The sequence below is a fragment of the Providencia sp. JGM181 genome (assembly GCF_018257375.1).
GTDB lineage: Bacteria > Pseudomonadota > Gammaproteobacteria > Enterobacterales > Enterobacteriaceae > Providencia > Providencia lanzhouensis.
In genome coordinates, this window is the sequence record NZ_JAERJY010000109.1 from 1 (window position 1) to 12,434 (window position 12,434).

The following is a 12,434-nucleotide window of genomic DNA, read 5'->3' on the forward strand; positions in this document are numbered from 1 at the left end:
TCAATGAATGATGTCATTAAGCACATAATTAAAATAATCAGCACATATTGAAAAGCAATGTTGGCTAAATAGTTTCATAACCAGTTAAGAGATATATAGAAAGAACATTAGTGTAATAATTTGTTTCAACATCTTTAATATCAAAACAGATGTGACTATCTTTAGGAGTTAATTATGAGTAAAGCTAAAGAACTACAAATTCGCCCACTTAAAACGCCAACAGATTTATCTCCAAAAGCAACAAAAGATATCAGTGGAGCAATGAATGCAATCTTGGCTGATATTTTTGCTATTTATTTAAAAACTAAAAACTTCCATTGGCACATGAGTGGCCCACATTTCCGCGATTATCATTTATTACTTGATGAACAAAGTGAGCAACTATACTCCATGACAGACCCTATAGCTGAAAGAGTTCGTAAAATAGGTGGTGTGACTATACGTTCTATAGGGCAAATATCAAAAATGCAAAGGATTAGCGATAACAATGCGGAATACGTAGAACCTTTAGATATGCTTGCTGAGCTTTGTGAAGATAATAAAATGTTGGCTTCAGAATTTCGAAAAGCACATGAAGTATGTGCAGAGCATGGAGATTATTCCACTACAAGCCTAATAGAAAACTGGATTGATGAAACAGAACGCCGTGTCTGGTTTTTATTCGAGGCTTGTCGTGAAGCTAAAACGTCCGGTCATTAATGTAAAATTTATGTAGTTAAGCGAGTTTAATATTAGAGGGCTTCTAAATCAGAAGCCCTCTTTGTGATTAAGAATATGGTTAGAAGTGTCAGCAAATAAAATTGGTCGTATTGCAAACAAGAACGGATTGAAAACTGACGAATTCGGTAAGTTCTTTTTGGACAAGTCAGCTCACTCATCAAAGCAGGTTGAAGCGTTCCGTTATAATGAGAACGGTATTAGCGCGTTACGCCATATTATTCACGGGAAGGAAGTTGCCTAACCTACACATAACCCAAGGATGGGCTTGCATTCTAGATCACATAATTATTTTTAACTAAAGAGTTCGATTATGTGTAGTAAAGCTATTCAGGTATATTCAGGGGGCTAATTTATTAATGAGGTTAATGATGGTTAAGTATATTTGCGCCCTGTTTATTTTATTTTCTGGATATACCCTGTCTGCTAATAACGAGAATGACATGGGGTTATATCGAGATAATAACTATAATATTTTGGCTTTGGCGGGAAAGTATAACTGTGGAGTTTATTCCATACCTGATGATCTTAGTGATAGCAATAGATATAACGGAGTGCAAATCGGGACTGTTAAGTTGGAAGTAACTCCGCATGCAGATTATAACAATGCAATGATAAATATAACCTTTGATACAGGGGTAGTTATAACATCACCAAAGCTTGAGTTGCTTTCAACTGATGCTAAAGCTACTGTGTATTTTAGTGAAAATTCAGGGGTTACATTTGCTTATATGATATACGACAGAATGGGTGTTAAAGTTATTTTGCACAATAGCAACAAAGGTCAAGAAATTAGTGTCGGTCTAGCTGATTGCAAGTACGAAAACAGTTGACTCCTCTATAGATAATAGCTTTATTTAAAAAAAACCATGAATAGATGAGAGTGACATCAAAAATTTGAAGGAATGGAACCCAATGAATACCAGAGATCTCTAGAGTCTCTAGAAGTTACACAAGAAGAGATTGCTAATATTCGTAATTTTTAATGTACATGTGCTCAATTATAAATAGTGTTAATAACCCACTCCGGTGGGTTTTTTATTGCCTGAACTCTGCATTGAGGGTACATTTCAATCATTTGATTTAACGAGTGGTAATTTGGCGTGCATGCTAAAATTTTGCGAGTTCTGTGTATTTTGCTGTTGATATTATTAGCTTTTGTTGTAGGGATCTCAGTTGGCATAAGTAAAAAACCGACAATTATTGACGGAGCTAAGCAAATTGTGATTGATTTTATGCACCAGCCACAAGCTGCTGATATGAGAAATGTTAATTTTTACCCTGCAGGTGTAAGTATGAGTCGCAAGGTTGTTGGTGACGTTTGCGGAGAAGTATTTACATTTAAAGATGAATTACCTTATAAGTATAAGAGATTTATTGTTGTAGTCTCCTCTAGCAATGATGGTGAGCGCATGTTTTCAAACCCATTATTTGATTTTGAAGGTGAATCTATATCTGAAGAAGATTTCCAGAAGATATGGTATGAGAAATGTAAATAATTGATGAAATCTGCTCCGGCAGGTTTTTTATTGGTTGAAGTTTGTGTAATTGAACTGGCATCCTTAACCGATACCAGTTCATTATGTTAGATTTAATTACTTATAATTGAAATCATTAGGGTGATTATCGAGGCTGCCCGTAAGTGCTGCAAATAAAACCGTTTTCCCATCGATTGATAAATCATCGGTGATATTAAACCAGAGTAAATCCTCAGTATTGTTCTTTTCATTATTTGAAGAGAATACACCTGCCATAACATTCTTTTCTTTAGAGTACATAATCGCAATTCGCTCTGCTGGGCAATTGTGAGGTTTGCACGCTGTTGCTACTTGGTATTCGTTACCGTTTAAAGTCACAGTATTTGATGGGGATTCAGTACCACCAGTTAAGACCCATGATGGGAGGTCGTTATTTTTTACAACTTGAAGGAATGCTGTTTTAGTATTTGCATCACTAGCTAACTTACTGATAGTTAACTCGTTGCCAGCATGAGCATTGGCTGCGATGAAAAGGGTTGCGATGAGTGTCAATTTTCTAAGCATGTTAATAATCCTTTGTGTGTTTAAAGGTTATCTGGTTAGTGACGAATGTTGGAAAACGAAATTCTAGAATAATATGGCAGTAATTTAAATAAAAGTTACATAGAAGCTAATCTAACCACCGATGGGTGGTTTTTTTATATCTGGAGAAAGGTAAATGGCAGATATAGCAACCATCTCGCTTAAAGCTGATACGTCTGATTTAGAGCGTGGGACTCAAAAATTAAAGGAGTTTGGCAGCACAGCAGAAAAGGTAAATGGCTCAGCCCAAGACCTGAATGAACAATTTAAACGCGGTGTAGATAATCAGAAAAAAGCAACTCAAGCAGCTGAAAAACAGCGCAAAGAGCTTCATGAGTTACTTAATCAGCTTAACCCTACAAATAAAGCTTTTGAACGCTTAGATGACTGGCAGACAAAGCTAGTAGCAGCAAGCAAAAAAGGGTTACTTCCCAAAGATCAATTCAAAGATTATACCAGCATATTAGACCAAACTAGAGACAAGCTGCAAAGAATGCATATGTCTCTGACTGCGGAAGGGCAAGCATTATTAGCTCAGGAAGCTGCAACGAATAAAGCAAAGCAAGCCGCAGATGAATTCTTACAATCTCTTAAAAATCAAACGGATTTTATAGGAAAAACCAAAACTGAAATTTTAGAATTGAAAGCAGCGCAAATGGGAATTTCTCAGCAGGCTGCGCCAATGATTAGCAAGTTAAAAGAGCAAGAAAAAGCATTTTTAAACGGCTCAATCACGATTGGTCAATACAAGCAAGCAATGCGGCAATTACCCGCTCAAATGACGGATATTGTCACATCATTAGCATCAGGAATGCCTGTATGGATGGTGATGATACAGCAAGGTGGTCAGATAAAAGATTCCTTCGGTGGTCTAGGGAACTCATTGAAGGCGTTAGCATCACTAATTACCCCAGCAAGAGTTGCTATGTTTGGATTTGTTGGTGCCGCTTCTGCTGTCGCTTTTGCTGCATATCAAGGTTCTAAAGAGTTTAGTGAGTATAACAAACAACTTATTCTTACTGGAGGGTATGCAGGAAAAACTGCGGCACAATTAGATGCTCTTGCTAGGAAAATCACAGGAAATGGTATTACTCAGCATGGTATGGCTGATGCTATATCAAAAGTCGTTGGCTCGGGAGAGTTTTCTGGTGATGTTGTTGAGATGGTTTCTAAAACAGCTGCGGCAATGGAAAAAGCTGTTGGTCAGTCAGTTGATAAAACAATTAAGCAATTTCAGCGTTTACAAGAGGAGCCGGTTAAAGCTGTTACTGAACTAGATAAATCCCTTCACTTTTTAACAGCTACTCAGTTAGAACAAATAATGACACTGCAAGAGCAGGGGAAGGAGCATGAGGCTGCAAAGATAGCGATGGAGTCCTATGCCAATGCAATGCAGGAGCGTAGTCAGCAAATTGAAAACAACTTAGGTTTTTTAGAGTCAGCTTGGAAAGGCGTTAAGGATATGGCAAGCGATGCATGGGATGCAATGCTTAATATAGGGCGAGAAAGAACGCTAGACCAAAAGATTAAAGAATATGAAGAGAAACTGCTTGAGTTTCAGTTAAATCCTGCAGCTAAAGGACTACATCATTATAAAACAGGCCAGACACCTGAAGATTTAAGGCGAGAACTGGATTTACTAAACGAAGAAAAATATCAGAGGGATATTGAGAATGCGAGAAATGAGGCGGCAAGAAAACAGGAAGAAGCTAAAAAGTCTCAGCTTTTAGCTGATGAAGCATTAAGGCGAGAATATGAGACAGCGGAGGAGAAACACCAACGAAAATTAAGTGAAATAAAAAATAAAGAGCATGCATCTCAGGCTATCAAGGATGAAGCAATTCGTCGTGAAAAAGAACGGTATGAGAAAGAAAAACTGAGAGGGCAAAAGAAACCTACAGCATATCGACCTGACTATGGAACTCGTGCGGATGAGTCAGCCAATGAAGCTCTCGTTTCTCTACAGGCTCAACTTAAAGTATTAAAAGAACATAAAACTGTTGCTGATGTGATTAGCTCAGAGCGTAAAAAGCTTTGGGATATGGAAGCCAAAATAGCTGTATTAGAAGAAGCAAAAGCGACACGTAAGCTTACCAATGATGAACAATCGTTATTGGCTAAAAAAGAATATGTATTAGCTTCTCAACGCGCATTAGCAGTAGTTGGCGATGAAGTAGAGCGTCAAAAACAACATAATAGAGAGCTAGATAGGCAACTAAAACGAGTTGAAGAAATAAAAGCTAAGAGTCGAGCGCTGGATATGGGCATCGGTAAATCTGACCGTATGTACCAACGTGACATCGCACTTGAGCAAGCTAAATCACCAGCAGAGAAGCAGGCATTAGAGGATTATTACAGTAAAGAAGATTCGTTACGTACCAATTGGGAGGCGGGAGTTAAAAGGGGATTTGCAGAATTTCAAGACCAAGCTTCCAATGTTTATGGTAACGTATCTCAAATTAGCCAATCAGTATTTCAAGGTATGAGTAATAGCGTTGCCGATTTTGTTTTAAAAAGCAGAGCTAGCTTTAGTGACTTTACTCGCTCATTTTTAGAAATGACGACTAAAATGCTTATGCAAATGGCGATGCTGAATGCTATGAAAGCAGCTTTTGGTGGAACAGCCATAGGTGGCTTTCTTGGTTTTTCTGGCGGCGGATACACTGGGGATGGTGGCAAATATGAGCCTGCTGGGGTTGTTCACAAGGGTGAGTTTGTATTTGACAAAGAGAGTACGGCTAAATTAGGTAAAGCTAATCTATATCGGTTAATGGATGCAGGAAAGAGAGGTTATGCATCTGGTGGATATGTAGGTGGTTCTCAGCCAATGTCAGTGAGTCAGCCTCGAGTGCAAGTCTACGGCACTCATCCTGCTGGTGGGATTAACGTTAATCTTAATTTTGGTGGCATCAGCGTTGTAAGTGGTGCTCAACAGCAAGGTTCTATGCAGAATGTTGATATCCGAGCTGCGGAGCAATCCTTAAATAATAAGCTTAAGCGCTTCATGGCAATAGAGGGGCGTGAAGGTGGTGATTTGTACAAAATAATCAAAGCTGTTTCTGTTGGAAGATAAGAACAGTATTAAAAAATTAATGAGAGGTAGTAATGGAATTAAAACTTGGAACTGTAATCATTAACCCAGAAGATGAGCAAATCAGCATTCCTGTCGATGTTTATAAAGGTGATGAGTATAGTGTTGATTTTGTATTGGCAAATATAGTCTACCAAACAAACTTGAACTCTAGTAAACCGCTAGCCGAATACTTTGACGAAGCTAAAGATCACGCACGGAAAACTATCAAATTATTAAATCAGTAAAGATTATCTAGATTGATCCTCACATAGCCACCTTCGGGTGGCTTTTTTATTTAGGGGTAATAATGATTGAAGAGTTTAAGTGGCGAACTCAAATCCAAGACTCGCCAACTGGCGAATTTAAGCATCGAATAAAAGAGGTTGAGTTTGGTGATGGCTATAAGCAAGTCGCCGGCGATGGCATTAACACGGAATCTCAATCATGGTCATTTGTTTATACAGGTCATAAATCTGAGGTAATGCCTATTTTTTCCTTTATCCGGTCGCACACAGCAAAATCATTTATCTGGGTTCCACCATTTGGTGATAAAGGTCTGTATCGGGTGAAGGCTGATTCCATCACATTAAAGCCAATTGGCGGTAGCTTTATCACTATAACTGCAACCTTTGAACAGGCGTTTAGTGTATGAATATAACATCTGACATTCAAAAATTAGAGCCGGGGAGTAAGGTTCAATTAATTGAAGTGGACGGTAGTGAGTTTGATGGACCAACTCTTCGATTCCATGCCTACAATTTGCCGCATACATCCGAAGAAATTGATGCTGCAGAGGGGGGCATAAAACCAAAATCTATTTGGTGGCAAGGAAATGAATATGGTGCATGGGCTTATGAAATCGAGGGCATGGCAAAAAATAGTGATGGTAGTCCAGCCAGACCCTTATTAAGAGTGGCTAATATTGATGGTTTGATATCCTCGTTGTGCTTGCAATTCGATGATATGGCACTGGCGAAAGTGACTATTTATGAAACCTTCGCTCACTATCTAGATGCTAAGAATTTTCCAGAGGGAAATCCTACCGCTAACCCTGAAGAATTTTTCAAACAGGTTTATTTCATCGACAGAAAAATGAGCGAAGTCGCGGGAGAAGCAGTTGAATTTGAGTTGTCGAGTCCGTTCGACTTGCAAGGGGTTATGATCCCCGGTCGCCAAATCCACAACCTCTGTTTCTGGTGTATGAAAGGCGATTATCGAAGCGGGCGAGGTTGCAATTATACGGGCAATAAATATTTCGATGAGCGTGGTGAACCGGTTGATGATCCGGCACTAGATAAGTGCGGTGGACTCATTAGCGATTGTAAAAAACGATTTGGCGAAAATGAACCTTTGGATTTTGGAGGATTCCCTGCCGCGGGGTTAGTACGATGATCACGAAGAAATTAACAGAGGTAATATTTCAGCATGTCAAAGCGGAATACCCTAAAGAAGCGTGTGGCGTGATTTGCCAAAAAAGTCGAGTCAAAAAATATTTTCCCTGCCGAAATCTTTCCGATAATCCAACTGATCATTTCGAACTTTCACCAGAAGACTATGCCGCAGCCGAAGATTGGGGCAATCCAATAGCGATTGTTCATAGCCATTGCGGGGATGGAGTGACGTCTCAACCGAGCGAAATAGACAAATTGCAATGTGATGCTTCGGGACTACCGTGGGTGATAGCTTCCTATCCGGAAGGTGATATCCGCATAATCCAGCCTAGAATTGAGCGTGAGTTAGAAGGTCGTCCGTTTGTGCTTGGTCACGCAGATTGTTGGTCGCTCATTATGGATTATTACCGACAGATGCACGGGATTGAGCTGCATAATTACAGCGTTGAGAGACACTGGTGGGAAGAGGGTGAAAACTTGTATATGGATAACTGGCAGCAAGAAGGGTTTGTTGAGTTTTCTGGTGACATAAAAGACGGTGATATGGTCATTATGCAAGTGCAAGCAAATGTCCCTAATCATGCCGGTGTGATAGTGAATGGCATGCTTCTACATCATCTTTACGGGCAGCTAAGTCGCATTGTTCCTTACAGCGACTATTGGCGCGATAGAACGGTCAAGATAGTACGACGTAAGGAGCTGGCATGAGTTTAAAAACAATACGGCTCTATGGTGTTTTGGGTACCCAATTTGGTCGAGAACATCGGCTTGCTATCGATTCTCCGCGTGAAGCGATTAAAGCGTTATCGGTACTCTATGATGGATTCGAGCAATTCCTTGCCAATGCGCATCTGAGAGGGCTGGAATTTGCTGTTTTCAAAGGTCAGCGCAATATTACTGAAGATGAATTGCATCTTGATACCAGTGAAGAAATTCGCATTGCTCCGGTAATTAAAGGGAGTAAGCGGGGTGGTTTCTTCCAAACTATTTTAGGGGTTGCACTAATTGGTGCTGCCGCATTTTTATCGGGAGGTCTCTCTGTCGCATTTACCGCTGCAGGGACATGGGGAGGGGCATTGGCGTTGAGTGGTGCTGCTATGGCAATCGGTGGTTTGGTGCAAATGCTCTCACCTCAGCCTCAAGGCTTATTCATGCGACAAGATGCGGATAATAAGCCATCCTATGCATTTGGTGGTGCTGTAAATACCACGGCGCAGGGCAATCCTGTGCCGCTGTTATATGGACTAGACCGCCGTGAAGTCGGAGGTGCGATTATCTCCGCGGGTATCTATACCGAAGACCAAAAATAACAAAATTAATCTTTATCATATACGGAAACGGCTTGAGTGCCGTTTTTTTATGGGTGAAATATGGAAACGATATACGGCGCTAAAGGTGGCGGCGGGGGCGGTCATACGCCCGTAGAAGCCAAAGATAATTTGCTTTCAGAATCGACTGCAAAAATTCTGTTAGCCATTTCTGAGGGGGAAATTGCGGGGGGCTTGGATGATACGCGTATTTTTTTAGATGAGACGCCAATTGGTAATGCGGATGGAACGAAAAACTTCGAAGGGGTAACATGGGAGTTTCGCCCCGGTAGCGAGCAACAAGAGTATATCAAAGGGATACCGTCGGTTGATAATGACATCGCCGTGGGGGTAGAGCTGCGAGACGATCAGCCGTATATCCGAATGATTAATAATACGCAGTTATCCGCTATTCGCCTTCGCTTTTCAGTGCCTCAGTTAATGCGTCAACACGATAATGGTGATACAACGGGATATCGCATTGTCTATACGATTGATTTATCTACAGATGGTGCTGGGTATCAAGAACTCGTTAAGTCTGCATTTGATGGTAAAACGACCAGTGAATATCAGCGCACCCATCGTATCGATTTACCCTCAGCCACGACAGGTTGGCAATTGCGCGTTCGGCGACTCACCAAAAATCAGAATACCGCTCGTATTGCCGATAAAGTCTCGATTGCTGCGGTCACCGAGGTGATTGACGCCAAGTTACGTTACCCCAATACGGCGCTTCTCTTTGTGACATTTAATGCCCGTCAATTTAACAACCGTATCCCTAAAATTAGTGTTCGCCCGAAAGGGGGATTGTTAGTTAAAGTGCCGACAAATTATGATCCTGTGAATCGAACGTACGCGGGTGTTTGGGATGGAACGTTTAAGCTGGCGGCAACCAATAACCCCGCCTGGGTGTTTTATGATTTAGTCCTGAACAATCGTTATGGCAGTGGTGACAGAATCAAAGCCCATCAGATTGAAAAGTGGGATTTGTACAAAATCGCACAGTATTGTGATGAATGGGTGCCTGATGGACGAGGAGGAGAGGGAAAAGAGCCTCGTTTTTTATGTGATGTGTATATTCAATCACAAGAGGCAGCGTATACCGTATTACGGGATATTGCGGCTATTTTTCGAGGAATGACCTTCTGGGCGGACAATAAAGTCAATGCGGTTGCCGATATGCCAGCCAGTATTTTTCGTACATTTACCAATGCCAATATCGTTGGGGGAAAACCGTCTTACTCGGGGGGCAGTATCCAAAATCGCTACACCCAAGCCTTGGTTTCATTTACGGATACGGATAACCACAGCAAAGATGATATCGAGGCGGTCGCAGATTTAAAACTTCAGCATCGTTATGGCGTGCGTAAAGTAGAACTCTCTGCAATTGGGTGTACCCGTCGAAGTGAAGCGAATCGACGTGGTCGCTGGGCATTACTGACTAACGCAAATGACCGCATGATCACATTTGCCACGGGGTTAGAAGGGGCAATTCCCTCACCGGGTCATATTATCGCGGTAGCTGATTCAAATTTAGCTGGGCGTGATAACGGTGGGCGTATCTCTTCCGCGAAAGGAAGGAGTATTACTCTTGATAGAGAGACATCAATTAAAGCGGGTGATCGCCTGATCATCAACTTACCAGACGGAAAATCAGAAGGGAGAACCGTTACTTCAGTAAATAAAAAAGTGGTTACAGTTTCTGTTGAATATTCCCAAATACCACAGAAAGAGACCGTGTGGGTGGTGGATTCTGATGACTTAGCGGTCCAGCTATATCGAGTGATTAATATCAGCGATAACGGCGATAACACTTACACCATTAGCGGTGCTATCCATAATCCTGACCATTATGACCATATCGATTCAGGTGCTCGCATTGACGAACGTCCCGTAACGGTTATTCCGCCTCGCGTTCAGCCTGCACCGAAAAAGGTCGAAATTACGTCTTACTCAAGAGTTGACCAAGGCATGGCGTTGACTACGCTCAGTGTCAGTTGGGACGTGGCTGAAAATGCTATTGCTTATGAAGCGCAATGGCGTCGTGATAACGGGAACTGGGTCAATGCACCAAGGACATCATCACTGGGGTTTGATATTGAGGGCGTTTATTCTGGTCGATATCAAGTGCGAGTTCGAGCGGTTAATGCGTCTGAAATTTCTAGTGCTTGGACAAATGCTCCCGAAACTAGCCTGACAGGAAAAGTGGGTAATCCACCGAATCCTGTCAATTTTAAAGCCTCGCCAAGGGTGTTTGGCATTAAGTTGGATTGGGGGTTTGATGAAAATACCAGTGACACATTGAAAACGGAAATTCAGTACAGTAAGACCCCTAATGGTGAAGATTTGATGCTGTTATCTGATGTCCCTTATCCGTCAAGAAACTATGAGATGGCAGGTTTAGCCGCTGGCGCCGTATTTTACTTCAGAGCAAGACTTGTTGATAAATCGGGTAATGAATCCGAGTGGACTCAATGGGTACGAGGAGAGTCAGAGTTTGATGTGAATACCATCTTGCCGGATTTGAACGAGCATTTTATGTCGACAGACGCTGGGAAACAGCTCTCTCAAGAATTTGATTGGTTAAATGAGTCGGTATTAGTCAATAGTGCAGCAATTAAAGAAGTTAAGAGAGAGGTTACGGTAAACTATGAGCAGTCACAATCTCAACATAAAACGTTAGAGCGTGCGTTTGCGGATGAACGAAAATCGTGGGCAGAAAAATATGCACAAGTGACCGCATCAATTAATGGGGTAAACGCAGGCGTTGTTCGGCTTGATAAAGCGGTGACGAATTTAGACAGGTCTTTCAGTGAATCACAGAAGCAAGTTCAGGCGAAATTGGATAATCAAGGTGCGCTGATTAACTCCAAGATGCAGGCGGAATTTAAACAAAATGTCGGGTACGCGATGCACAATACAAACATCACAATCATGGTGGATGGGAAAAAATATAGTGCCGCGAGTATGGTTATTAGTGCTGAAGTGAAGGCGGGGAAAATTGAATCGTTCATTGGGTTTAATGCAAATAATTTTGCTTTTTTTAATCCAACACGAGGAAAGATGGAACCCTTGATGTTCATGAAAAATGGGCAGATTTACATGCGCGAGTCATTCATCGCGGATGCATCGATTAGTAACGCTAAGATAGGAAATGTTATTCAGTCGAATAACTTCGTTTCGGGTAAATCAGGATGGCAAATTAATAAAAATGGTAATGCTGAATTTAATGCGGTGACATTCCGAGGACGAATTGATGGGGCTGATGGTCACTTCAGAGGAACTGTGGATGCGAAAAAAGTTTTGGGAGATGTATATTTTGCAACAAATAAAAAGATATTAGGAACGCCATTGAACAAAACCTTTCCGAAAGGAGCACTTGAAACAGGTTGGGTTAAAGCAATTGAAATCAGTTCTGATAACTTTGAGCGTGTATTTGATGCCGGTTTGTCTTGTACTTTTGAAACATCTAGAGCATCTCCCGGGGTTAATTATTCAACATATGCATTTTTAGTGGGGGTTGATGATGGTAAAGGTGGAATAAAGACACTTTCAAGCAGTCAGGCTAAAGAAGATATCAATAAAGGATTGAAGATGACATTAACTGTGAATGATATCCCTATTCCAGCATTAGGGCGTGGGAAAAGTATCTTTGTATATATGCGTGCGCATACGGTTACTGTATCAAGTAATACGAATAGATATGTAAAATTTACTTTCTCGAATACAAAAAGAGCTGAAATATATAAAGAAGGCTCAACACTAATTAAGCCTATAAGTCAGTAGGGATAATTATTAAACATATTTTTTGATAATTAAAACATACAAAAATACCATTTCACTTTAAATATCTACTTAGATACATTGCGTGAATAAAACAAAATCT

Annotated in this window: 11 protein-coding genes and 1 pseudogene; 11 read left to right on the plus strand and 1 reads right to left on the minus strand. The window is 40.9% G+C overall.

What is annotated here, in order from left to right; genetic code table 11:
* The first annotated feature begins 174 nt into the window (after nt 1–174).
* The 4 genes and pseudogenes from JK188_RS13140 to JK188_RS13155 all read left to right on the plus strand — a co-directional run bounded on the left by JK188_RS13140 (nt 175) and on the right by JK188_RS13155 (nt 2,216).
* Nucleotides 175–699 (plus strand): Dps family protein, encoded by a 525-nt coding sequence (locus JK188_RS13140; RefSeq protein WP_006659243.1) that lies wholly within the window; start codon nt 175–177, stop codon nt 697–699.
* 79 nt (nt 700–778) lie between these two features.
* Nucleotides 779–961: pseudogene (locus tag JK188_RS13145) on the plus strand (hypothetical protein); the annotation flags it as partial.
* Between the two features lie 124 nt (nt 962–1,085).
* Nucleotides 1,086–1,550: a hypothetical protein gene (locus JK188_RS13150; protein WP_132494950.1), complete on the plus strand. Its 465-nt coding sequence runs from the start codon at nt 1,086–1,088 to the stop codon at nt 1,548–1,550.
* A gap of 270 nt (nt 1,551–1,820) precedes the next feature.
* Nucleotides 1,821–2,216, plus strand: a complete 396-nt coding sequence (locus JK188_RS13155; RefSeq protein ID WP_051422677.1) for a hypothetical protein — start codon at nt 1,821–1,823, stop codon at nt 2,214–2,216.
* A 96-nt stretch (nt 2,217–2,312) separates the two neighbouring features.
* Here the strand turns inward: JK188_RS13155 and ivy are convergent, their stop codons facing one another.
* Nucleotides 2,313–2,759, minus strand: coding sequence for an Ivy family C-type lysozyme inhibitor (gene ivy / locus JK188_RS13160; protein ID WP_036952423.1), 447 nt, complete (start codon nt 2,757–2,759; stop codon nt 2,313–2,315).
* 154 nt (nt 2,760–2,913) lie between these two features.
* Here ivy and JK188_RS13165 point away from each other — a divergent pair, with 154 nt between their 5' ends.
* The 7 genes from JK188_RS13165 to JK188_RS13195 all read left to right on the plus strand — a co-directional run bounded on the left by JK188_RS13165 (nt 2,914) and on the right by JK188_RS13195 (nt 12,334).
* Nucleotides 2,914–5,850, plus strand: a complete 2,937-nt coding sequence (locus JK188_RS13165; RefSeq protein WP_132494959.1) for a phage tail tape measure protein — start codon at nt 2,914–2,916, stop codon at nt 5,848–5,850.
* Nucleotides 5,851–5,882: 32 nt separating this feature from the next.
* Complete coding sequence (locus tag JK188_RS13170) at nt 5,883–6,095, plus strand: hypothetical protein (RefSeq protein WP_036952419.1); 213 nt, start codon at nt 5,883–5,885, stop codon at nt 6,093–6,095.
* A 62-nt stretch (nt 6,096–6,157) separates the two neighbouring features.
* A complete protein-coding gene (locus JK188_RS13175) occupies nt 6,158–6,502 on the plus strand; it encodes a phage tail protein (RefSeq protein WP_132494970.1) in 345 nt (114 codons plus the stop codon).
* Nucleotides 6,499–7,242 (plus strand): phage minor tail protein L, encoded by a 744-nt coding sequence (locus tag JK188_RS13180; RefSeq protein ID WP_132494972.1) that lies wholly within the window; start codon nt 6,499–6,501, stop codon nt 7,240–7,242. The genes JK188_RS13175 and JK188_RS13180 overlap by 4 nt, the downstream gene beginning before the upstream one ends.
* A complete protein-coding gene (locus JK188_RS13185; RefSeq protein ID WP_036952413.1) occupies nt 7,239–7,949 on the plus strand; it encodes a C40 family peptidase in 711 nt (236 codons plus the stop codon). The genes JK188_RS13180 and JK188_RS13185 overlap by 4 nt, the downstream gene beginning before the upstream one ends.
* Entirely contained in the window at nt 7,946–8,551 is a 606-nt protein-coding gene (locus tag JK188_RS13190) for a tail assembly protein (RefSeq protein ID WP_211886197.1), read from the plus strand. The genes JK188_RS13185 and JK188_RS13190 overlap by 4 nt, the downstream gene beginning before the upstream one ends.
* A 60-nt stretch (nt 8,552–8,611) precedes the next feature.
* Nucleotides 8,612–12,334, plus strand: coding sequence for a host specificity protein J (locus tag JK188_RS13195; RefSeq protein WP_211886195.1), 3,723 nt, complete (start codon nt 8,612–8,614; stop codon nt 12,332–12,334).
* The last annotated feature ends 100 nt before the right edge of the window (nt 12,335–12,434 follow it).

What these genes read in the sequence shown, in the direction of transcription:
- ivy (WP_036952423.1), bottom strand. Translation starts at nt 2,759, where the DNA reads ATGCTTAGAAAATTGACACTCATCGCAACCCTTTTCATCGCAGCCAAT.
- JK188_RS13150 (WP_132494950.1), top strand. Translation starts at nt 1,086, where the DNA reads ATGATGGTTAAGTATATTTGCGCCCTGTTTATTTTATTTTCTGGATAT.
- JK188_RS13165 (WP_132494959.1), top strand. Translation starts at nt 2,914, where the DNA reads ATGGCAGATATAGCAACCATCTCGCTTAAAGCTGATACGTCTGATTTA.
- JK188_RS13170 (WP_036952419.1), top strand. Translation starts at nt 5,883, where the DNA reads ATGGAATTAAAACTTGGAACTGTAATCATTAACCCAGAAGATGAGCAA.
- JK188_RS13175 (WP_132494970.1), top strand. Translation starts at nt 6,158, where the DNA reads ATGATTGAAGAGTTTAAGTGGCGAACTCAAATCCAAGACTCGCCAACT.
- JK188_RS13190 (WP_211886197.1), top strand. Translation starts at nt 7,946, where the DNA reads ATGAGTTTAAAAACAATACGGCTCTATGGTGTTTTGGGTACCCAATTT.
- JK188_RS13185 (WP_036952413.1), top strand. Translation starts at nt 7,239, where the DNA reads ATGATCACGAAGAAATTAACAGAGGTAATATTTCAGCATGTCAAAGCG.
- JK188_RS13180 (WP_132494972.1), top strand. Translation starts at nt 6,499, where the DNA reads ATGAATATAACATCTGACATTCAAAAATTAGAGCCGGGGAGTAAGGTT.
- JK188_RS13140 (WP_006659243.1), top strand. Translation starts at nt 175, where the DNA reads ATGAGTAAAGCTAAAGAACTACAAATTCGCCCACTTAAAACGCCAACA.
- JK188_RS13195 (WP_211886195.1), top strand. Translation starts at nt 8,612, where the DNA reads ATGGAAACGATATACGGCGCTAAAGGTGGCGGCGGGGGCGGTCATACG.